The sequence below is a fragment of the Nocardia sp. NPDC003482 genome, from assembly GCF_053588115.1.
Window position 1 is genome coordinate 139,764 of sequence record NZ_JBSFPI010000007.1, and the last position, 20,239, is coordinate 160,002.

The 20,239-nt window shown below is 68.1% G+C and carries 20 protein-coding genes; 19 read left to right on the forward strand and 1 reads right to left on the reverse strand.

All coding sequences use genetic code 11. From position 1 onward, the window contains the following. Positions 1–9: 9 nt before the first annotated feature. From ACWDSJ_RS13030 to ACWDSJ_RS13115, 18 genes are all read left to right on the forward strand, one after another. On the forward strand, positions 10–840 hold the full coding sequence (locus tag ACWDSJ_RS13030; protein WP_450031735.1) for a glycoside hydrolase family 25 protein: 831 nt from the start codon (positions 10–12) through the stop codon (positions 838–840). Continuing rightward, positions 837–1,103, forward strand: coding sequence for a hypothetical protein (locus ACWDSJ_RS13035; RefSeq protein ID WP_450031737.1), 267 nt, complete (start codon positions 837–839; stop codon positions 1,101–1,103). Before ACWDSJ_RS13030 ends, ACWDSJ_RS13035 begins: the two co-directional genes overlap by 4 nt. Next, the gene (locus tag ACWDSJ_RS13040) at positions 1,103–1,510 is read left to right on the forward strand and encodes a hypothetical protein (protein WP_450031739.1); all 408 of its coding nucleotides are present in this window, start codon (positions 1,103–1,105) and stop codon (positions 1,508–1,510) included. The genes ACWDSJ_RS13035 and ACWDSJ_RS13040 overlap by 1 nt, the downstream gene beginning before the upstream one ends. Next, entirely contained in the window at positions 1,507–2,079 is a 573-nt protein-coding gene (locus tag ACWDSJ_RS13045; RefSeq protein WP_450031741.1) for a hypothetical protein, read from the forward strand. Before ACWDSJ_RS13040 ends, ACWDSJ_RS13045 begins: the two co-directional genes overlap by 4 nt. Before the next feature lie 25 nt (positions 2,080–2,104). Continuing rightward, positions 2,105–2,710 carry a hypothetical protein gene (locus ACWDSJ_RS13050; RefSeq protein WP_450031743.1) on the forward strand — a complete coding sequence of 202 codons (606 nt, stop codon included), beginning with the start codon at positions 2,105–2,107 and terminating at the stop codon, positions 2,708–2,710. Positions 2,711–2,755: 45 nt separating this feature from the next. Then, positions 2,756–3,025, forward strand: a complete 270-nt coding sequence (locus ACWDSJ_RS13055; RefSeq protein WP_450031744.1) for a hypothetical protein — start codon at positions 2,756–2,758, stop codon at positions 3,023–3,025. 4 nt (positions 3,026–3,029) lie between these two features. Next, the gene (locus ACWDSJ_RS13060) at positions 3,030–3,461 is read left to right on the forward strand and encodes a hypothetical protein (protein ID WP_450031746.1); all 432 of its coding nucleotides are present in this window, start codon (positions 3,030–3,032) and stop codon (positions 3,459–3,461) included. 74 nt (positions 3,462–3,535) lie between these two features. Further along, the gene (locus ACWDSJ_RS13065; protein ID WP_450031747.1) at positions 3,536–4,126 is read left to right on the forward strand and encodes a phage tail tube protein; all 591 of its coding nucleotides are present in this window, start codon (positions 3,536–3,538) and stop codon (positions 4,124–4,126) included. A 119-nt stretch (positions 4,127–4,245) separates the two neighbouring features. Continuing rightward, positions 4,246–4,536, forward strand: coding sequence for a hypothetical protein (locus ACWDSJ_RS13070; RefSeq protein ID WP_450031749.1), 291 nt, complete (start codon positions 4,246–4,248; stop codon positions 4,534–4,536). Continuing rightward, positions 4,497–4,913, forward strand: coding sequence for a DUF5361 domain-containing protein (locus ACWDSJ_RS13075; protein WP_450031751.1), 417 nt, complete (start codon positions 4,497–4,499; stop codon positions 4,911–4,913). Before ACWDSJ_RS13070 ends, ACWDSJ_RS13075 begins: the two co-directional genes overlap by 40 nt. Positions 4,914–4,965: 52 nt before the next feature. Next, entirely contained in the window at positions 4,966–7,326 is a 2,361-nt protein-coding gene (locus ACWDSJ_RS13080; protein WP_450031753.1) for a hypothetical protein, read from the forward strand. Further along, complete coding sequence (locus ACWDSJ_RS13085; protein WP_450031754.1) at positions 7,323–8,216, forward strand: phage tail protein; 894 nt, start codon at positions 7,323–7,325, stop codon at positions 8,214–8,216. The genes ACWDSJ_RS13080 and ACWDSJ_RS13085 overlap by 4 nt, the downstream gene beginning before the upstream one ends. Continuing rightward, positions 8,216–9,835 carry a Gp37-like protein gene (locus ACWDSJ_RS13090; RefSeq protein WP_450031756.1) on the forward strand — a complete coding sequence of 540 codons (1,620 nt, stop codon included), beginning with the start codon at positions 8,216–8,218 and terminating at the stop codon, positions 9,833–9,835. Before ACWDSJ_RS13085 ends, ACWDSJ_RS13090 begins: the two co-directional genes overlap by 1 nt. Positions 9,836–9,857: 22 nt before the next feature. Beyond that, on the forward strand, positions 9,858–10,895 hold the full coding sequence (locus tag ACWDSJ_RS13095) for a hypothetical protein (protein WP_450031758.1): 1,038 nt from the start codon (positions 9,858–9,860) through the stop codon (positions 10,893–10,895). 10 nt (positions 10,896–10,905) lie between these two features. Further along, positions 10,906–11,991, forward strand: coding sequence for a hypothetical protein (locus ACWDSJ_RS13100; RefSeq protein ID WP_450031760.1), 1,086 nt, complete (start codon positions 10,906–10,908; stop codon positions 11,989–11,991). 31 nt (positions 11,992–12,022) lie between these two features. After that, on the forward strand, positions 12,023–13,066 hold the full coding sequence (locus ACWDSJ_RS13105) for a hypothetical protein (protein ID WP_450031762.1): 1,044 nt from the start codon (positions 12,023–12,025) through the stop codon (positions 13,064–13,066). 37 nt (positions 13,067–13,103) lie between these two features. Continuing rightward, entirely contained in the window at positions 13,104–14,396 is a 1,293-nt protein-coding gene (locus ACWDSJ_RS13110; protein WP_450031764.1) for a hypothetical protein, read from the forward strand. Between the two features lie 13 nt (positions 14,397–14,409). Beyond that, complete coding sequence (locus ACWDSJ_RS13115) at positions 14,410–14,865, forward strand: hypothetical protein (RefSeq protein ID WP_450031766.1); 456 nt, start codon at positions 14,410–14,412, stop codon at positions 14,863–14,865. Positions 14,866–15,343: 478 nt separating this feature from the next. Here the strand turns inward: ACWDSJ_RS13115 and ACWDSJ_RS13120 are convergent, their stop codons facing one another. Further along, a complete protein-coding gene (locus ACWDSJ_RS13120; RefSeq protein WP_450031768.1) occupies positions 15,344–18,547 on the reverse strand; it encodes a heterodisulfide reductase-related iron-sulfur binding cluster in 3,204 nt (1,067 codons plus the stop codon). Between the two features lie 456 nt (positions 18,548–19,003). Between ACWDSJ_RS13120 and ACWDSJ_RS13125 the strand changes: the two genes are divergently transcribed. Beyond that, positions 19,004–19,801 (forward strand): hypothetical protein, encoded by a 798-nt coding sequence (locus ACWDSJ_RS13125; protein ID WP_387358000.1) that lies wholly within the window; start codon positions 19,004–19,006, stop codon positions 19,799–19,801. Positions 19,802–20,239: the final 438 nt, after the last annotated feature.

Consider the following 20,239-nt stretch of genomic DNA (forward strand, 5'->3'; position numbering starts at 1 on the left):
GGAGTCAACATGGTGGTGTTCGGCGTGGACATCAGCAACAACAACGGTCCCGACATCGACATGGCCCGGGTCGCCGCCGAAGGTTTCTCGTTCGTCTTCGCGAAAGTCACCGAGGGTGACTACTTCGTCGACCGCACCTGGCCCCGCTACCGGGACGCCGTGCGCGCCAACGGATTGCTGCTCGCGGGTTATCACTATCTGCGCGGTGACTGCGATGTGGACGCCCAGGCCGAACTCTTTCTCGAGCATCTCGGCGACGCCCCCGCGATGGTCGACTTCGAGGCGGATTCCGGTGACATGTCGACCTTCTGGGGATTCGTCGAGGCGTTGAACGCGCGGGGTCGCCGCCTCGATCTGTCCTATATCCCGCGCTGGTACTGGCAGCGGATCGGCTACCCGGACCTGTCCGATGTGCCCGGCCTCATCCAGTCCAGCTACGTCTCCGGGACCGGCTACGCGAGTGAGCTGTACCCCGGCGACGACTCCCGCTTCTGGGACGGCTTCGGCGGCAAGCCCGTCGACATTCTCCAGTTCACCGATCGCGCCCTGGTGGCGGGCCATTACGTCGACGCCGACGCCTTCCGCGGCAGCGTCGACGAACTGCGTCGCCTGCTGGGGCTGTCCACACCCACCGAAGGAGTTCTCATGGCGCTGACCGAAGCGCAGCAGGCCGACCTCTATCAGAAGGTCGTCGAGGTCTGGGACCAGTTGCTCGGCCCGAACGGGCAGGGCTGGCCGCAACTCGGCCGCAATGCCGAGGGGCAGCATCTGACCCTGGTCGACGCGCTGGCGAAGCTGTCGGGCGAACTGCGTTCGGGCCGTTCGGATTCGGCCGCATGAGCGCCGGACAGATGGTGGCGCGCAACGCCAAGACGGTCGTCTCGGTGATCGGCGGCCTGATCAACGTGATCGCCGCCGCCGCGCTGCTGTTCCAATACGCCCCGGCGGAGTTCGCCGGATTCGGCGCCGCCGCGCTGACCGCGCTCGAGATCCTGCGCAGCGTCAACGTGTGGATCGTCCGCAACGAGCCCCTGCTCGAATCGGCGGTCGACGCCGGCGCCGACCTGCTCACCACGCTCGATCACGCACGCGAGGGCGCCTGATGCCCTTGGCCGAAACCGCGGCGCTGGGCGCCGCCACCTTCGTCGGCGGCTCCGGCGCGACCGCCTTCTTCTCCTGGTTGCGCGACCGCAAACGCGTCCCGATGGAAAAACTGCGCCACGAGGTCACCGCCGCCAAGGACGTCAACGACATCGCCCTCGCGACCTTGGCCCGCGTCTCCCGCGAGCTGCGGAGTGTGACCCAGCGACTGGACGCCGTCGAAGCCGCCCAGGAAGCCTCCATCCGCGAATTGGACCGCGTCACCGGCCTTTTCCGCGAGGCCCTCGGCGTCCTGCGCGGCGTGATAGAGGCCGCCCAACAGGGGCGGATCCCCGAACTGCACATGTCCGGCGAACTCATGGCCGAGGTCGAGAAGGATCGCGGCACCGAAGGAAGACACCGATCATGACCGAACAATCCGTTGTGCTCACGCTCCCCGGCGCCGGGCAGTTCCTGATTCCCGGATTCCTGCGGATCGACCCGCTCCGGCAGGTCGACGACCGCGGCAAGATCGAACTCTACGTGCGCTACGACGACCGGAAGCTGAACGAGGTCGGGCTGGTGACCGTGAAGACCTCGCGGATCCCGCCGCCCAATGGCAGCGACACGAACTACGACCTCGGCAAGATCTATTTCCCCGACGGCACGTGGCTGTACGCGTACCACACCGTGTCGCCGGCGGCGTCGTCGACGGGCGTGAAGACCGCCGCGGTGGTCGGGCAGATCGACGCAACCGAGTTCTACCTTCCCGGCTTCCGCGGCATCGACGCCGTTCGCCAGATCGGGGACGAGGGCAAGGTCGAGTTCTACGCCCGCTACGACACCTCCGCGTTGACCGAGATCCATCACGTGTCGGTGACCGCCGTCGGCCCCGACAACGTGGGCGGTGACGGCACCGACCTGGGCGTCGTCTACACCCCGGCCGGCTGGACGTACCTGCGCTGCACCGACACCGTCGTGACCCCGCCCGCCGCGTGACCGGACCACGGAGACCAATTCGCACATGTCCGACAAGGAAATCATCGGCTCGGTCAGCTTCGGCGACGAACGCGCCGCCCCCGATTACGTGAAAACCGAAGGCGGCCAACTCGTCACCCCGCAGTATCTGGCCTTCGTGCAACAGGCGCTCACCGGAAAGCTCGGCGCCGCAACGGAACTCGAAGCCCTCGACCCGGAGGTGAAGGCGCTCGCCGAGGAACTCTCGGTGATCCACCTGCCCGAATGGCAGGCCCGCAACTCCCCGAGAACCGCCGAACCCACCGTCACCGGCCTCAAACAGGCCACCCGCGTCGCGGAGTACCTGCACCGGCGGGGCGTGCGCATCCACCCGGAACTGGAGGAGATCCGCTGGGTGCCGACACCCGGCGGGCCGCCGGGTGCGTTCGACACCGGTCTGCACGTGGCCAAGGACGAGAACGGTCACTGGCCGTCCCCGGACCCCGAGTCCTTCTACGACCTCGACCACATCGAGGTCGGCCAGACCGACGACGGGCGCTGGATCGCGGTGCATCCGCGGGGCTTGTCCTGCGAGGCGGCCACCCGGACCGAGGCATACGCCGGGGTGGTCGATCAACTGCGGGAGCGCATCGCCCGGGCCCGCGCGCGGTAGGCCCGCGAATCCTCGAACTCATTCCCTCTCTCGAAAGGAATTGTCATGGCACTGATTCTGGAAACCATGACCGCACTGTCCAATGTCCAATGTTCACACGTGGTCAATCCTCCGGCCGTCGTGATGCAGAACGTCGACCCGGCGCGCACCGTGTGGATCCATGTGATCCCGCTCGCCGGTCCGGGTGGCTGGCGGCTCAGGCCCGGTGAGACGCTCACGATTCCGCTGAAGGAGCCCACGACGCTGTGGACCTACACGGAGGCGCCGGCGGACAACAGCGTGAATGTGTGGATCATGCACGACGACGGCCAATAGACCGATGACGGAACGAATCGCCTACCCCGACATCGAGAAGACGCTGGTCGACTTCTTCACCGCGCAACTGGCCGCCGCTTCCGACACCGCGACCGTGGTCACTCGCGTGCCCGACCCGGCCCCCGCGCGCATGCTGCGGATCTACCGCGACGACCGCAAGCGCCGCCTGGACCGCGAGGATCGCGAGGGCCGCCGCGGGCCGTATCTCATCCTGGACCGCCCGCGCGTGGTGTTCGAATGTTCGGACACCGCGGGCGACGCCGCCGGCCTGGCCGTCTTCGTGCGTGCCGTCCTCTCCGGCACCGCGCCGGGTTACCTCGGCGACGTCTGGTGCGACTGCATCGAGGACGTCGGCGTGGAAACGGATATCGAGAATCCCGCGATGCGGCAGATCATCACTGCCGATCTGGTCGTGCGAGGCGAAGTCCTCGCCTGACTCCCGAATCGGGAGCGACAACTGAATACGCGTAATCCCCTGGGCCTGCGCAACAATCCCAAGGGAGCAACACCATGGCCAAGCCTTCCACGAAGTACATCGGCGCGGGCACCCCGATCTCCGTCACCGGCGGTGTGCTGGTGGCGCCGATCGGCTCCACCCTGCCCAGCTCGGTGAGCGATGTGCTCGACAACGCGTTCACCGCCCTCGGTTACGTCTCCGAGGACGGCATCGAGTCCAAGGGCGAGCGCAAGATCGAACAGGTCAAGGACTGGAACGCCGACATCATCGCCAACCTCCAGACCGAGCACTCCGTGCGCTTCGGTCTGACCCTCTACGCGGCCTGGGACAAGGACGTCCTGAGCGAGGTCTTCGGCCCGAGCCAGGTGTCGACCACCGGTCCGGCCTCGGCCACCAACGGCACCCTGTTGAAGGTCACCGAGACCGGCGCGGTCCTGCCGCGGCGCGCGTGGGTCTTCGACATGATGAACGACAAGAAGAAGCTGCGGATCGTGCTGCCCAACGCCTCGATCTCGCAGGTCGCCGAGCGCAAGTTCGTCTCGAACCAGCTGGCCGGCTTCAACATCACCGTCGAGGCGTTCAAGGACGACTCGGGTATCAAGGCCTACCGCTACCTCGACGACGGCGTGCTCACCGGCGCCTGACAAAGCCCCCAGCGGCAGCGTGGTTCACACCCATGCGCAGGCCCGCCCGCTGCCGCTGGGCCTTTTCTCCACCAAAAGTCCTGCGCATCAACGACTTTCACGAAAGGGTCTGTGCACACATGAATTCACCCAAGGCTCCCGCCCAGATCGAGCACCTCAGCCAGGTGAAGGACGACTTCGTTCACACCGTGAACGGGATCGAGTTGCGGCTGCCGTCGTTGTCGTACCTGAAACCGGGCCTGATCCGGCGCATCCGGCGCCTGGGCGATGTGGACGCCATGTACACGCTGCTGGAGGCGACGCTCCCCGGTGACGCGCTGGCCGCGGTCGACGAGATGGATCCGGCCGAATTCCATGCGCTGCTGGAGGCGTGGCGGTCCCACTCGGGGGTCGGCCTGGGGGAATTCTGAGCCTCGATGCTCTGCTCGAAGAGCACGGCGAGGCTATCGAATACGACCTGATCACCCTCGGATTGCGCCTTTCGCAACTGGGTGAGGCGTCGCTGTCGTGGCGGGATCTGCGAGCCATCGTCCGATGGCTGCCCGCCGACTCCGCCTTGTCTCGCGCGGCGAATCCGGAGGAGCACCGCTGGCAGCTCACCCAGCAGTTGCTCGCGGACATGACCGAATCGCTGCGCTGGCTGGTGTGGTCGAAGACCGAGGACGGCGCCCGCGGCCGCAATATGCCGGATCGCATTCCGCGCCCCGGCGTGCGATCCCATCGCGAGCGCATCGGCACAGCGGTGGACATCGATCGAATGAACGACTTCCTCGACTGGCGCGAGTAGGTCCTCGATCCCGGCCGCGCCGATCGAGAGGAGAACAACAGTGGAGAAACAAATGAGCTCCGAGACACGGATTCCGCCAGGCTCGGGCTCGCGGCCGGCGGTGATGGCGGTGCCGGACATCCTCGCGATGTCGACGCACGGCCAGCCCGCGCCGGGGCGGCGGATCACCCTGCCCAGCGGTGCGGTCTGGGAGGGCGGCCCGGTGGTGGGCACGTCGATCATCACTTTGCCGAACTCGAAAAGGATTCTGGTCGAAGGTGATTCGTCGCTCACCGGGGAACTCTCGGGTGACCCCGTCGAAGACAATGTGCTGGTCGAGGCGTTCCACCACGTATTGGGTGTGGTCCCGAAACTACTGTCCGACTGGGTCTCCGGTCTGAGCGAGCAGGAGCGCACCCGCACCCTGAAGGTCACCAGCCGGGCCACGTTCACCAACCCCGCCGCGGCGCTCGCCGAGGGAAGTGTCGCCGATCGCGTGCCCGTGCAACGTGCCTCGGGCGGCATCGTCATCGGATCCGGTGGGCCCCAGGATGATTCGATCCTGGCCAGGTTGTCGAACGGCGAGTACGTCGTCAACGCGGCGGCGACCGCCGGGGCGCTACCACTGCTGGAGGCGCTGAACGCGGGCTGGGTCCCGTCCGCCGGATTCCTGTCCGCCATGCTGCCCGGCTTCGCGGCCGGGGGCCTGGTCGGCGAATCGCAGGCGCGACAGTGGCGAGATCTGTTGTCGCAGAGCCTCGTCGCGCCGATCAAGCCGCAGCCGGACGGTTTCCGGGCACAGGACTTCGGGCTGTCGGGCTGGGCCGCGGACGCTGTCGGCGGCTTCGCCGACTTCGCCATCGGCTTGGGCGGCGCTGCCGGAACAGCCCTCGGATCCGCCCTCGCGCCGCTGTTCGCGAATCCGGGAGAATCCGCCGCCAGCGGTGTGCTCGACTCGGGCGTGCCCGGTGCGCCGGACCCGTTGACGGCGTCGATGCGGATGGACGCGGACGGATTGCCGCGTAGCGGTGGCCGCGCGTTCGAACGTCTCGGCTCGGCCCAGAGTCTGGGCCTGCGGCAGTTGAACCTCCTGGCGAACGCGTTCGGGCGCGGGCTCGAGACGGCCGCCACCGAAGCGGGCGGCCGCGTCGGCGCCGCGCTCGGCGCGGTGCTGGCTCCGGCCCTGGGACCCGCGGGAGCCCTCGCACCCCTGCTGGGGGCGGAACTGGGTAGCGCGATCGGATCCCGGTTCGGCGGCAGCCTGCGCGCCTCGATGACGGTCACCGGCGAGACCGCACCCGCGCCCGGCGCGGCCGGGAACGCCGACGCCCCCGCCGAGAGTCGGATGCTTCGCGAAGGCGGTCCGGCGGGCGCGGGCGCGGGCGGCTTCTCGCCCGGCCTACCCGCCGGGCAAGCGGGCGGCGCGGGTGGCGGTGACGGCACTCCGCGGGGGTACTGGGTCTACGTTCCGAATTCGGGCGGCGATAGCGCCGGAACCTCCGGTGGCGGAGGCTATTCCATCGGCCAGGGCCCGGTGGCCTACCCCGACACCGGTGAACCGCTCTACGTTCGTTCCGCGCAGAGCCTCGGACTGGGCGACCTGGGTGCGGCGAATCCCACGCATCCGTTCGATCCGGCCAAGAGCCCGGACGCCGCCCCGAATCTCGCTCTGCCGCAGGGACAGTCGCTCGCGGATATGCAGGAGCGCTACAACCCCTACGAGGGCAACTTCACCGCGTTGAGTCAACTCGCGGGCGCTCGGCTCGGCACCGATCTGGGCAACGCCCTGGCCCCGTTCCTCGGTGACCAGGCTCCCGGCGTCGGCACCTTCCTCGGGCAATACCTCGGCACCGCGGTCGGCGCCGCCTACACCAACGCCGACACCGACAAGGACTACCTGACCACCCTCGGCGCGATGCTCGGCCAGGCGACCGGTATTCCGTGGAATCCGGTGGACGGCAAGCCCATGCGGGAGCCGACGGACCAGGAGAAGCTCGGTCTGCAGGCGCTGTCGGCGGGGCTGCAAGGCTTCCAGCAGCACGGTCTCGTCGGCGGTCTCACCAGTGCGATCTCCAGCGTCGCCCAGGCGGGCGGCAGCGCGCTCGGCGGTGTCATCGGCACCGCGGTCGCCCCCTTCCTGGGGCCCGCCGGACCGATCGCCCCCCTCGTCGGCCAGATGGTCGGCTCGATGGCCGCCGGCACCGCCGCCGGATTCCTGACCCGGCCGATCGAGTGGCTGGCCAACGGCGTCAAGGAAGAGGTCGGGAGCGGATTCGGCCTGCTGAACCTGGCCGACGGCCCGGGCGGCCGCACCGCTCGCGGCGATATCTACAACTTCAACGGCATGGACCCCAAGAGCGCCGCCATCGCGGTGGAACGGGTGCATCGGCGCCGCACGCTGGCGCAACAACGCGGAGGAGGTCTCGGTAGATGATCCACCAACTACTGGACATCCAGGACACGAAGGTCGTCGTCTGGGATGTCAACGGCCGGGTCTGGCACCTGTCCGGCGCGAACGCCGGATACGAGGGGGTGCGGCTGTCGAAGCAGAACGGTTTCATGTTCGCACCCGTACAACTGCTCGTCTCGGAGGGCGCCCGCCAGGACGGTGCCACGTTCCAGCGGTCGGTGCGTTCGAAGAAGGAATGGGACTTCCTGGTGGTGATCTCGGCGAGCGCGAGATCCACGACGTCCTCGCCCGTCCGGGACTTCCACGCCATCCACGACGCGTGGTTCCGCGGCTGGTCCACCGACAAGCCCTGCACCATCGGCATTTTCACGCGTCACCAGGGATGGCGGTTCCAGCAGGCCCAGCTCGAATCCGCGCCTGAACCCGTCGGCGACGTCGACCCGGCCCGCAACGCGCTCGCCGTCTATCGCATGTCCGCCACCGCCATGGACCCCCTCGAACACCACTTCGAGGAAACCTCCGTCTGGACCAACACCGCCGGCCGCAACGAGGGCACCGTCCGCGCCCGCAACGCCGCCGATCAACCCGCCTGGCCGCGCTACACCATGAACGGCCCGGGCCGCTGGTCGATTCTCGATCCCACCGACGGTGAGTTGCTGCGCATGGTGCAGACGCCGACCCTGACCGCGGCGCAGACGTTGCGGATCGATACCCACCCGCGGCATCGCACGGCCCGGCTGTACACCCAGGGTGGCTCGGACTCGGTGAACGTCTGGGGGCAGCTGGCCGGGCGGCGCTGGCTGGCGTCGTTGCCGCCGTGGAGCGCCACCGACATCACGGTTCGGATCGACGGCGGCACAACGAATTCCAGCCTCATCGTATCGGTGACGCCCCGATCGTCGAGGCCGTTCTGATGGCCGCGCCGCTGTGGGATCCCTACGCCGAATCGCGGCGCATGGACGAGATCGAGCGCGCGGAGCAGGAGCAGCTGCGTGATCCCGATGTGCTGGTGCGGTTCTGGGACAAGTTCATGCGGGAGGTGGGGGAGGAGCACAGCTATCTGTCGCTGGAGTTCACCTATCCCCGCAACGCCGCGGGCGGGCTGAAGATGATCTGCCCGCGCGACATGGTGCATTACGACCACCTGTTCAACAACGCCGACGGAGCGAACGCGACGATCCCGATCACCGTGAACACCAAGGGTTTTCGCTGGGACGGCTATGTCACCAAGGCGTCCATCGTGCGCGACGAGAACGGTGTGGAGACGGTCGACATCGAGGCCATCCACTGCTGGAACCACATCGCGACCATCTGCTGCTGGGCCTCCCCGTTCGCACCGATCCTGGCCCAATTCCCCCGGCACATGATCGGTTTCGGCCCGGTGCGCACCCTGGTGACCACCTATCTGACGGCCAACCTCGCCCGGTTGCAGGCGCCCGGCTGGGTGCCGCCGTCGGAGGCCGACAAACCCGAGTGGGGCGGAATCGGCAACGCGCTGTTCCCGATCGCGGTCGTGCCGGTCGACGCGCAGACCGACACCAGCCGCTGGAGCGCGGCGTCCGCGCGATTCGATATGGCGGACAAGCTGTTCGAGCCCATGCTCGAGGATTCCGGGGTCATGCTGACCGCGCGGTTCTTCATTCCCGGCGAGGACGAGCAGCCCGCGCCCGAATGGTTCTATCTCGAACGCCCGACCGTCGTGTTGGAGACCGTGGACAAGTCCGGCGTGACCGGCAGTACGGGCACCCTGCTCGACGGAATCCAGTCGTGGATCGAGGAATTCGCCGACGACGGCACGACCCCGGTCAGATACCCGAACTTCAACTCGACCACCGAGTACGAGGCCGTCTACGGCCAGCCCGGCCGGTTCGGGACGTTCAAGAACTTCCCCTGGGTCTGGTACTTCGAGGGCGAGTACTCCGGCATCGGCCCGTCGGAGGTCGCGCTGCACAAGCCGACCGCCACCGACATCATCGTCGGCGGCCGGTCGCCCGGCTGGGTGAACGCCGGAATCGAGATAGCGATCAAGGGACTGCTGTCGCTGATCGGTCTCGACTGGCTCTATCGCGGCCAACTCAACGACGTCTTCCTCGCCTGGGCCTCCTACCGCGACACCGATCGGGTGATCGGCGCCGGGCCCTACGCGTTCCGGGAGCTCTACATCACCGGCAGCGACAAGGCGTTCAATCTCGACGGTCTGGTCGCGGCCCGGCAGGGCCTGCACCTCACCCGCGGCTACACCAGCCACAAGGTGACCGTCGAGGACAACGCGCCCTACATCCTCGGCCAGGATTTCGGGCTCGGTGACCAGATCGGATTCGCCTTGGGCGAACTGGTTTTCACCGATTACGTGACCGAGCTGTCCTTCACCGACGACCGCGAGACCGCCGCGAAATGGCAGATCACCGTCGGCGACGGATCCGATGAAGAGGATTCGATGGTCAAGGCGTGGCAACGGCTGGGCCGGGTCGCGCGCGCGGTCAAGGATCTCGCCACCGACGTCGGCGCGGATCTCGACCTGCTCATCTTCTGACCCCATAGGAGGAGTGAAACTCATGGGGGACATCAGTTTTCCCGCCCGCGCCACGATTCGACGCGAATCGGACTCCGACGGACTCGCCGTCGTCACCGCGGATTTCGACATCTCCGAGGAGGTGGCCGCCACCGGCCTGCCTGCCGGACCCGCCGGTCCCCGGGGTCGCCGCGGTACGCCGCGCGCGACCTTCGTGAAGGTGGGGCAGATCGCGAACGCCGCGGCTCGCCCCACGGGTCTCGGCCCCGACGACCGCGGCAAGTGGTGGCATCGCCTCGACGACAACGGCATGGATGTGTGGACCGGTGAGGAGTGGCGGCATTCGCCCTCGGCGGTCGGACCGCGGGGCCCGGTGGGCGAAGCCCTGTCGATCACCGACGTCGAGACCGTACACGAGCCGGAGCTCACCACCCCCGGCGTGCAGTTCGTCGGCACCGGGGCCCAGCAATCCCTGCGGGTCACCGCGCCCGCCGGATTGCGGGGTCCGCAGGGACCGCCCGGCGGATCCGGGACGATCGGCGTCGCGGACGATTTCGATCCCTCGAACGGCGCGGTGCAGGGATCGGTATTCGCGTATCACCGCGCGGGCGCCAAGTTCCGCGCCGCGCCGCCGCCGCTCGGTGCGGGACCGTGGGGCTGGTTCGATTCCGATTTCAACGCCGGGCAGGAGGTCGCGACGGCCCAGCTGATCGCCGGGACCTTCTCCGTGCCCGCGCTGCCGTACGCCTGGCGGCCGACGGTCCAGGGCCATCTCTACATCTACTCCGTGAACAACAACAGCCAGAGCGCGCACGGCGTGGTCCGGTTGTTCCATTCGCAGGGCCCGGTGGTGGGAGCCTCCATGGGCTGCGCCGGGACCTACTTCTACCTGCCGATCTTCACGTCGTATCGCGACGAACAGTCGACCAGGACACTGTCGCCGTCGTCCACCGACGCCACGGTGCCCGCCGGTGAGGCCGCGACGTTCGTCGTGACGGTCGAACGGACCGGCACCGGTACCGGCGCGATCGGTGTCATGACGACGTCGGCCTCGCTGGTCGTCTACGCCCAGCCCCTCTGAAGGAGGTGACATGTCCAGCATTGGTGAGTATTTCGCATCCGCCCTGATCCGCGGCATCGACGAGGGCGTCGGCACGCCGGGCCTGGTGCAGTCCATGCATGCCACGCCGCGGGACGGCTCCCTGGAATTGATGACGGGTACGCCGGGCCCGCAGGGGCCCGCCGGGGAACCGTGCGTGTCGTTCCGGTGGGAGGGCGATATCGCCGACCAGGCCGCGCTGTCGGCGATGGCCACGAAACTCGGCCCCGCGCAGGCGGGTAAGGCGTGGCGCGTCCTGGCCACCGACACCCTCGTCTATTGGAACGGCAGCAGTTTCGACACGTTCGTCGAGGCGTTCGGCGCGGCCGGGCCGGAGGGAAATCCGTGCACGATCACGCTCGGCAGCGTCGACACCGGGCCGGCCGGCTCGGAATTCCAGGCCACCGTGACCGGCACGGCGCCGAACCTGGTGCTGAATCTGACCGTCCCGCGCGGTGTTCGAGGTCGCAAGGGTGAGGTCGGCGGCCCCGGGCCGATTCGCGGTGCGTCGGATTTCGCCGACACCGCCACCCTCGCCGACCGTTCCGTCCCGACCTGGGATACCTCGGTCCAGAAGTGGCGTCCCCGGCCCTACCCGGGCCTGCGGGGTCCGTGGTCGCTCATGGAGGGCCAGGCCTGGGACGGGGGCGTCGGTTTCGCCGCGTCGCAGAACAATGTGTCGGCCGCCTCGATCACGGTGGCGCAGTTGAACATTCCCGCCCAGGACTGCGATTGGCGGCCGATGGTGACCGGCGGGGTCGTCGTGCAGAACCTGGAGGGTACGAGCACGTTCAACACCCGGGTCGACGCCGAGGTGCGGCTCGGTTCCGCGAGCGGCCAGATCGTGGCGCTCGGCACCGGGCTCGGCGCGAGCATCGACGCGCACTGCCGCTTCCAGGAGTACTACGGCGCCCGGGTCACCCCGAGCAGTACCGCCGGTGTCGTATCGGCCGGACAGCCCGCCGTGCTCGTCGTGGTGATCCGGCGCAACGCCGGATCGGCCAACTACAACTACTCGCGGGCCGGTGCGCAGATCGTCTGCTGGGCGCGGCCCGTCGGCCTGCCCCTCGCGCCCTAGGCCGTCGGGCCCGATCACGAAAGACAGCACAGTGACCGACACACCCATCGTCTTCGACAACGACGTGATGATCAGCATGCGCGGTGTCGCGGACTCGATCGGCTTGCCCCACACGGTGAACCCGGTCGAACTCGTGGACCGCGACGTACTCGTCGAACTGCGCGAGGGCCCGGCCGGACCGGTCGGCCCCGACGGCGCGCCCGCGTGGCCCTGGAACTGGCAGGGCGATATCGCCGACCCCGCCGCACTGCGGGCCCTCGGCCTCGGCATGGCCGACGCACGCAAGGCCTGGCGCGTCGTCTCGGAGAACGCGATCTACTACTGGACCGGACTCGAGTTCGTGCCCTTCGCAACGGCTTTCGGTAGAACCGGCCCGCGGGGCGCCACGACCCGGCTGACCGCGACCGCCACGGCCGGGAACACCGGTGCGTCGGCGACCGCGCAGATCACGGGAAGCGCCCCGGCGCAACAGCTTTCGATCACCCTGCCGCGTGGCGAAACCGGTGAGGCCGGGGATCCGGGCGAGCCGGGACGGATTCAGGACGCCTCCGACGTTCTCGTCGACGCCGACCACCCGCTCGCCGAGGATTTCGTCCTCGCCTGGGACGCGGCCCGCCAGCGGTTCGTTCCCACGCCGACGCCCCGGCTCGGCGGGCCCTGGGCGATCGGCCAGGGCCAGTTCGCCGGCGGCAGTCATCTCGACGACACGGCGAAGACGCTGGCCGCCATCACCATTCCCGCCCAGCCGATGCCGTGGCGTCCCCTGGTCAGCGGCTGGGTCTCGGTGCTGACGGAAGGCGCCGCCGGCCAGTCCAAATGCGATATCGCCGTCTGTATCGGCGCGCCCGACGGGGAACGCATCGGCTACGGGCTCGGCAGCAGCTCGCCCGTCATCGGCAGCGTCCTCGTCTCACCCGCGTACCTGAACCCGATCAAGCCGGGCTCGGCCGTCGGCGTGGTCGCCGCGAACCAGACCGTGACGCTGTACGTCGTCGTGCTGCGCACGCTCGGCACGGCGCGCTACACGGTGCGGACCGACAACGCGCAACTCGTCGTCTACGCGCAGTCGGCCTGAACGCGCTGCGACACAACCCGATCGAAAGGCATTCCTCATGGCTGAACTGCCCCCACTCAAATACGGAAAGGTTGTCGGGCGTTTCCTCGCGAACATCGCCGACGGGCCCGATCTCGGCGACCTTCCCGAATTCGCCCCCTTGAGCGGGACCCTCACCTTCACCGCCGACGCGCCCAAGATACTGGTGGCCGGTGCCCAGCCGGACCCGGCGACCTACGTACAGCTGCCCACGCACTATGTCTGCGAGCTCGACGAATTCGGCTACATCACCTGGCGGGGCATGCGCGGCATCCGTCTGGTCGCGCCGAGTGGCGAGACCAATCCCTCCGACTGGACCTGGCGGGTGTCGTTCGAGTTGTCCTACGACGGCGAGCGAATCCCCATGGATCCGTTCAGCTTCACGGTCGGCGAGTATGTTGCGGGCCCGGACGCCCAGAACCCGGATCAGGGCTCCACGGGACTGGTGGACCTGACGCTCGTCGCGCCCGTCCCCGCCTCGCCCGGTTCGGCCGTCGTGCGCGGCGAGCGCGGCTCCGGCGTGCAGATCGACGGGCAGGTGGCGACCTACGCCGCGCTGCCCGCCGCCCCCGCGGACGGCGCGCAATACGTGGTCCGGGCCGACGGCCTGCTCTACGTGTTCCACACTGCGGGTGGCTGGACGCCGAACGGGCAGGGCATCGTCATCCGCGGCCCGGCCGGGACCACCGATTGGAACGGAATCGTCAACAAGCCCACGGCTTTTCCGCCCACCATCGGGGGGACCGCGACGACCGCCGTCGCGGGTAACGATCCGCGACTGTCCGACGCCCGCACCCCGACCGTGCACACCCATCCGGCGTCGCAGATCAGCGACGCGAACGCGGTCGGCAAGGCGGTGCTGACCGCGGTCGACGCCGCGGCGGCGCGCACGGCTCTCGGGGCCGTCGCCACCGACGACACCCGCCTGTCGGATGCCCGCCCGCCCACGGCCGCCGGTCAGATCTACGACATCGCGTTCAAGTCGCACACCGGAATCCGCGCGCTGGGCGTGGGCAATGTGCTGCCCGAGGGACTGCGCATCGAGCGCAAGATCTCGGTGAGTTCGGTGACCTATCGGTGCGAGACCGCGGGCACCGGAAATCTGGTCGTCGAGTTGCGGCAGAACGGCACCCCGGTCTCGAACTCCTCGGTCACCATCGCCGCGGCGAATCAGGCGGCCGACACGACCATCACGCCGACCACGCCCTTCACCTTCTCGCCCGGCGACCGGCTGACCGTCAACATCACCACGCTGGACACCGGTACCGGAAAAGGCTTGCAGGTCAGCCTCAAAGGCGTGACCATCCCATGAAAGCGAGTGCGCGATGCCCTTTCTCGTCGCTGTGACCACGGGCTTCCAGCCGGTCGGCATGATCAAGACCGCCCCCCAGCAGCTGACCGCGAGCTTCGGCCCGATCATCAACTGGACCGCCGACCCCGCCTACCCCGGTTCGGTCGTCACCGGCTCCAGCAACAACCAACTCCGCGCCCTCGGCACCAAACCCGGCGCGAAAGTCGAAGTGAGCCTGCCGTTCTCGGGCGGCGCCGCGGGCTTCAACGGCACCATCTCCCAGCAGGCCCGCCTGCTGATCAACAGCGTGGTCGTCCTCACCGGAGACCCGGTCTCCGGCACCGGCTCCGGAACCCTGACCATCACCACCACCCTGGACATCAATGCCGGTGATCTGGTGTCGGTCGAGGCGGTCTGCACCGCCACCGGCCTGAACCCCGTCCTCTCCTCGATCGCCGTCAATCCGGTGCCGTACGTGCGAATCTCGTGAGAGAAAAGCCCATTCGGGGTTGTCGCGTTCGAATGCGCGGATGTTACACCGATTGTCGGTGATTTAAATCTCCCAATAGCCTCGAGGTAGCCTGATGGTTTTCCTGGTCGGAATCGGCTGTGCCCAGCAGCGTGCGGTGTCGCTGGAGCGCGAGGTGAGAGCCTTGCCGGGGTTGAATCGCCAATTTCTACTGGTGAATCGACGTTATCAACCGGCTACCGTCAGTGTGTCCGTCGAACTGTCCGACACTGGAACCCCATTCGCTTCCCGTGATAGGAATCGAATGTCCGACCTCCCCTGCAGGAGATCGCCCCCGCCGTTTCTCGGCGGGGGCGATGCTTGTTTGAGGGGGTGTTTCGGGTCGAGTTTTCCACCCGGAGGCTAACTCTCGGCTATGTCCGTTCGAGAGTGTCCTCACGCGACGAGGGCGGTGCTGCCACTTTCCGGCAACACCGCCCTCGCGGTCGTCAGGGACCGATCAGTTCTTTCGGCCCGGGGCCTTCGCGCCCGACTTGAAGCCGAGTCCGCCCGGCTTGGCGGCCGGGGGCTTCGGGGTGCCGTTGGCCTCCGTGGGCTTCGGGTCCTCCGCCGCGGGCTCGTTCGGGGTCGAGGGGGCGGCGGTTTCCGTGGCGTCGGAGGACTCCTCGGCCGCGGCGGGCGTGCTGGGGGGCGAGGCCTCCTCGGCTGCCGGGGCCGAAGCCTGCTCGGCGGCAGGGGTTTCCGCCGCGGGCTTCGGCGCACCCGGGGCCTTGGCGCCCGGACGCTTGAAGCCAGACTTCATGGCGAGGCCCTTGGGGGCGACCGTGGGCTTGGTCTCCGTGGGCTTGGTCTCCGTGGGCTCGGTCTCCGTGGACTGGGCCGACGCCTGCGGCGCCTCCTCGGCGGGGGCCGATTCGGGCTGTGCCGCCGGGGTTTCCGCGGCCTTCGCCGCCGGGCCCTTGCCGCCCGGCGCCTTGGCCGCGCCCTTCATCGCGAGGCCGCCGGGCTTGGCGGCGGGAGCGGACGCGCTGCCCGAATCCTCGGCCTTCTCGGCGGCCGGAGTCTCCTGGGCGGGCGCCTTGGCGCCCGGTGCCTTCGCGGCGCCCTTCATCGAAAGACCCTTACCACCAGGCGCTTTCGCCGGACCCTTCATGGCCAGGCCGCCGGGCTTGGCCGACGGGATCACCGACTCGTCGTCGCCGGTCTCGGCGGCGGGGGCGTCCTGGTTCGCGCCGGGGGCCTTGGCGGCGCCCTTCATCGCGAGACCCTTGCCACCCGGTGCCTTCGCCGGACCCTTCATGGCCAGACCCTTGCCGCCGGGCGCCTTCGCGGGGCCCTTCATGGCGAGGCCCTTGCCCTCGGCGGGCGCGGCCTTGGGCTCGGCGGTCTCCGTATCGGCCTCGGCCGCAACGGGTTCCGGCTCCGGTTCCGGCTCGGCCTCGACCCGCTTGGGCTGCTGGACCACCTTCAGGTTCTCGGTCAGCGTGGCCGGTTCGACCCGCTCGATGGCGTCGAGCATGAGCTGCGCGACGTCGATGACCTCGACGCCCTGGCCGACCTCGCCCGAATCCTTGCGCGCGGTCACGCCGTCGGTGAGCATCACGCGGCAGAACGGGCACCCGGTCGCGATGCGGGAGGGCTCGTTACCGCCGTCCAGGGTCGCCAGCGCCTCGTCGGTCCGGTCGAGGTTGACGCGCTTGCCGAGCTGCTCCTCCATCCACATGCGCGCACCGCCCGCGCCACAGCACATGGAACGCTCGCCGTGGCGCGGCATTTCGGCCACGCGGGCCCCGGAGGCGGCCATCAGCTCGCGCGGCGCGTTGTAGATCTTGTTGTGCCGCCCCAGGTAGCAGGGGTCGTGGTAGGTGACCTTCTCCGACACCGACGACACCGGCACCAGCTTCTTCTGCCGCACCAGGCGGTTCAGCAGCTGGGTGTGGTGCACGACCTCGTAGACGCCGCCGATCTGCGGGTACTCGTTGTTGAGCGCGTTGAAGCAGTGCGCGCAGGTGACGACGATCTTCTTCTTGTTGTCCTCGACGCCCTCGAACACCGAGTTCAGCGTCTCGATGTTCTGCATCGCCAACTGCTGGAACAGGAACTCGTTGCCCGCGCGGCGGGCCGAGTCACCGGTGCAGGTCTCCTCCTGGCCGAGCACCATGTACTTCACGCCCGCGGTGGCGAGCAGTTCGGCGACGGCCTTCGTGGTCCGCTTCGCGCGGTCCTCGTACGCGCCCGCGCAGCCGACCCAGAACAGGTACTCGTAGCCCTCGAAGGTCTCGGCGTCCTGACCGAACACCGGAACCTCGAAGTCCACCTCGGAGATCCAGTTGAGCCGGTCCTTGGCGTTCTGGCCCCAGGGGTTGCCCTTGTTCTCCAGATTCTTGAACAGGCCCGCGAGTTCGGTCGGGAACTCCGACTCGATCAGCACCTGGTAGCGGCGCATGTCGAGGATGTGGTCCACGTGCTCGATGTCGACCGGGCACTGCTCCACGCACGCGCCGCAGGTGGTGCAGCTCCACAGCACCTCGGGATCGATGACGCCGTTCGCGTCCTCGGGCCCGACCAGCGGGCGCTCGGCCTCGGCGCGGGCGGCCTCGGAGATCTTCGCCAGCGCGGCCTCGTTCGGCTTGCCCTCGGCGTCGACCAGACCGACCTCGTCGCCGCCCATATCCTTGCGGCCACCCGCCAGCAGGTAGGGGGCCTTGGCCGCGCCGTGATCGCGCAGCGACATGATCAACAGCTTGGGCGACAACGGCTTTCCGGTGTTCCACGCCGGGCACTGGCTCTGGCAGCGGCCGCACTCGGTGCAGGTGGTGAAGTCCAGCCAGCCCTTCCAGGAGAAGTCCTCGATGCGGCCCGCGCCGAACGTGTCGTTGTCGGGGTCGGCGGTCTCCATATCGATCGCCTTGCCCTTGGACATCATCGGCTTGGCCGCGCCCAGCGCGACGCCGCCGTCGTCCTCACGCTTGAAGTAGATGTTGAAGAAGGCCGCGAACCGGTGCCAGGCCACGCCCCAGGTGATGCTGCGGCCCACGAAGTAGAGGAAGGCCATGCCCGACATCAGCTTGATGAACGCGAAGATCGACACCATGGTCGGGCTCGCGGGCAGCAGCTTGGCCACCTGCATGGTGAAGAAGTCGGTGGCGGGGTTGCCCTCGCCGTTCAGCGCGATCTTGCCCGCCTTCACGAAGATCATGCCCAGACCCTCGAGCAGGACGATCGCCTCGATCACGTAGGCCGGGGCGAACTTCGAACCGCTGAAGCGCGACATCCGTTCGGGCACGCGGGGGTGGTTGAGCTGGCGGATGGTGATCAGCACCAGGATGCCGACGACCGTGCCGATGCCCATCAGCTCGTCCCAGAAGTGGTAGAAGCCCCAGTTACCGATGATCGGCCAGTGGAATTCGGGATCGAAGGTCTGCCCGTAGGCCTCGAACCAGAGGATGGCGCCGGTGATGAAGCCGACCATCACCAGCCAGTGCGCCCAGCCGACCGTGCGGAACTTGTTCATGCGCGTGTGCGCGATGAACTCGATCAGCATCTGCCCGAAACGCGGGAAGAACGGACGCCAGCGGTCCGGGGCGGGCTGTCCGATCATGATGGCGGAGACGATCTTCCACACGCCGCCGAAGAACGCTGCCCAGCACACCAGACTGAGCAGCGCCCCTATCGTGCCCAGCGTCACTGTCAGGGCATTCATGTCGCGACCTTCCTTCGGTTCAACGAGCTGTCCGGGCGGCAGGGCTGAAGTGCCACCCTTACTGCCCGTTATCCTAACGGGCAGTAAGTTACCCACCGGTAACTTATCCGTCCATCATATCCTCACGGCTCGGAAGGCCCCAGCTTGCAGGGGCTTGACCGGACCCGTGATGTGACCGCGCTCACCCATCGTCCTGCGGTTATGTGCGAGCGCGGATCGCTATCACGGTAAAACCCGGCAAATGCCGTCCCAAACCCGGGACAGCTTAGTTCGTTTGGCGGAAAAGGGATCTCGCTTCTCGCCAGCTATTGGACTAAGCTCCAGTCGTCCTGCTAGCTGTGTGTGTCATCTCCCCGCTCGGGGAGGGTTCCACAGGTACGACCTGAGGGATGCGTGGGCTCTCGCGGGGATGACGACACGTGCAAGGCGAAACTTGATGATGGATTGGATAACCGAATGAAGCTCCGCAGCTACCCTGCGGTGGGCACCCTGGTCATCGGCGCTATGGCCATCGGGTTGGGAACTGCCCATGCCGAGCCGGCCGCTCCGGCCGAGGGAGTCAACTACTCCGTCCAGCTCGTGGACGCGCAGCAGCCCGGAGCGCCGAAGTCGGTGGTGACGCGACTGCAAGGGGGAACCTTCCAGCTCTCGAAGACCGAGGTCGCGGCCAAGGCCGACGAGCCGGCGGCGACGGTGGACACGGTCGACGTCAAGGACGCCGAGGGCAAGACCCTGGTGACGCTGCCGCTCACCTACAGCTTCGCGGGCCAGCAGGTGCAGGTGAAGCCGGAGATCAAGGGTGAGGGCAAGGAACTCCAGCTGACCCCCGACAAGACCATCGCCCCCGTCGCCGACCAGCACCAGGTCGAGGTGCAGACGGTCGGCCGCGACGGCAGCCGGGTGGCCCTCAAGGATGTCGCCTCGCCGATCGAGAACCAGCGCGCGATGAACGACTTCGCGAGCAAGTTCGGCATCGCGACCGCCGTCGGCGGCTTCGTCGGCACCGCCATCGGCGCGGTCGTCGGCTGCGTCTTCGGCCTGCCGCTGTTCGGCGTGGGCTGCCTCGCCGGCCTCCCCCTCGGCGCCGGCATCGGCGGCATCCTGGGCACGGTCGCCGTCGGCGGCCCCACCCTGATCGCCACGGGCATCGAACTCGTCAACACCATGATCGCCGACGCGGGCACCACCCAGTGGAGCGACGAGAACATGGCCAAGCAACAGGCCGCCCAAAACCAACAGCCCGCCCAGAAGTAACCCCCGCAAGCCCCGAAGCGGCCCGTGCTCCCAGAGCACGGGCCGCTTCCGTCTACACGCCCCAAAAACCCTGTACGTCTACGTGGTAACGGCAACCCCAGCCGCACCCCTTATTTGGATCCGCACCTCTTCTAGAGCCCAGAAACGGGTGCGGATCCAAATAAAGGGTGCGACTTGGGTTGCCGCACCTCCAAAGGCACTGCACCCCCATGGGTTTGGCATCCCCAGGCAAGGCAACCCAGCCGCACCCTTTATTCGGATCCGCACCCCTTGTAAGGCCCTGAAACGGGTGCGGATTCGAATAAGGGGTGCGACTGGGGTTGCCTTGCCATTGAAGGCGTGCCCTCCGGAGGCAGTACTCATAGGAGCCTGCGGATCGGTAAGCCTTCGGAGGTGGTGGTGCCTGGGAGTGCCTCGCGTGAGGGGTGCCGTGCGTGA

What these genes read in the sequence shown, in the direction of transcription:
- ACWDSJ_RS13115 (WP_450031766.1), top strand. Translation starts at nt 14,410, where the DNA reads ATGCCCTTTCTCGTCGCTGTGACCACGGGCTTCCAGCCGGTCGGCATG.
- ACWDSJ_RS13125 (WP_387358000.1), top strand. Translation starts at nt 19,004, where the DNA reads ATGAAGCTCCGCAGCTACCCTGCGGTGGGCACCCTGGTCATCGGCGCT.
- ACWDSJ_RS13085 (WP_450031754.1), top strand. Translation starts at nt 7,323, where the DNA reads ATGATCCACCAACTACTGGACATCCAGGACACGAAGGTCGTCGTCTGG.
- ACWDSJ_RS13070 (WP_450031749.1), top strand. Translation starts at nt 4,246, where the DNA reads ATGAATTCACCCAAGGCTCCCGCCCAGATCGAGCACCTCAGCCAGGTG.
- ACWDSJ_RS13060 (WP_450031746.1), top strand. Translation starts at nt 3,030, where the DNA reads ATGACGGAACGAATCGCCTACCCCGACATCGAGAAGACGCTGGTCGAC.
- ACWDSJ_RS13120 (WP_450031768.1), bottom strand. Translation starts at nt 18,547, where the DNA reads ATGAATGCCCTGACAGTGACGCTGGGCACGATAGGGGCGCTGCTCAGT.
- ACWDSJ_RS13100 (WP_450031760.1), top strand. Translation starts at nt 10,906, where the DNA reads ATGTCCAGCATTGGTGAGTATTTCGCATCCGCCCTGATCCGCGGCATC.
- ACWDSJ_RS13095 (WP_450031758.1), top strand. Translation starts at nt 9,858, where the DNA reads ATGGGGGACATCAGTTTTCCCGCCCGCGCCACGATTCGACGCGAATCG.
- ACWDSJ_RS13030 (WP_450031735.1), top strand. Translation starts at nt 10, where the DNA reads ATGGTGGTGTTCGGCGTGGACATCAGCAACAACAACGGTCCCGACATC.
- ACWDSJ_RS13055 (WP_450031744.1), top strand. Translation starts at nt 2,756, where the DNA reads ATGGCACTGATTCTGGAAACCATGACCGCACTGTCCAATGTCCAATGT.
- ACWDSJ_RS13080 (WP_450031753.1), top strand. Translation starts at nt 4,966, where the DNA reads ATGAGCTCCGAGACACGGATTCCGCCAGGCTCGGGCTCGCGGCCGGCG.
- ACWDSJ_RS13050 (WP_450031743.1), top strand. Translation starts at nt 2,105, where the DNA reads ATGTCCGACAAGGAAATCATCGGCTCGGTCAGCTTCGGCGACGAACGC.
- ACWDSJ_RS13045 (WP_450031741.1), top strand. Translation starts at nt 1,507, where the DNA reads ATGACCGAACAATCCGTTGTGCTCACGCTCCCCGGCGCCGGGCAGTTC.
- ACWDSJ_RS13040 (WP_450031739.1), top strand. Translation starts at nt 1,103, where the DNA reads ATGCCCTTGGCCGAAACCGCGGCGCTGGGCGCCGCCACCTTCGTCGGC.
- ACWDSJ_RS13065 (WP_450031747.1), top strand. Translation starts at nt 3,536, where the DNA reads ATGGCCAAGCCTTCCACGAAGTACATCGGCGCGGGCACCCCGATCTCC.
- ACWDSJ_RS13110 (WP_450031764.1), top strand. Translation starts at nt 13,104, where the DNA reads ATGGCTGAACTGCCCCCACTCAAATACGGAAAGGTTGTCGGGCGTTTC.
- ACWDSJ_RS13035 (WP_450031737.1), top strand. Translation starts at nt 837, where the DNA reads ATGAGCGCCGGACAGATGGTGGCGCGCAACGCCAAGACGGTCGTCTCG.
- ACWDSJ_RS13090 (WP_450031756.1), top strand. Translation starts at nt 8,216, where the DNA reads ATGGCCGCGCCGCTGTGGGATCCCTACGCCGAATCGCGGCGCATGGAC.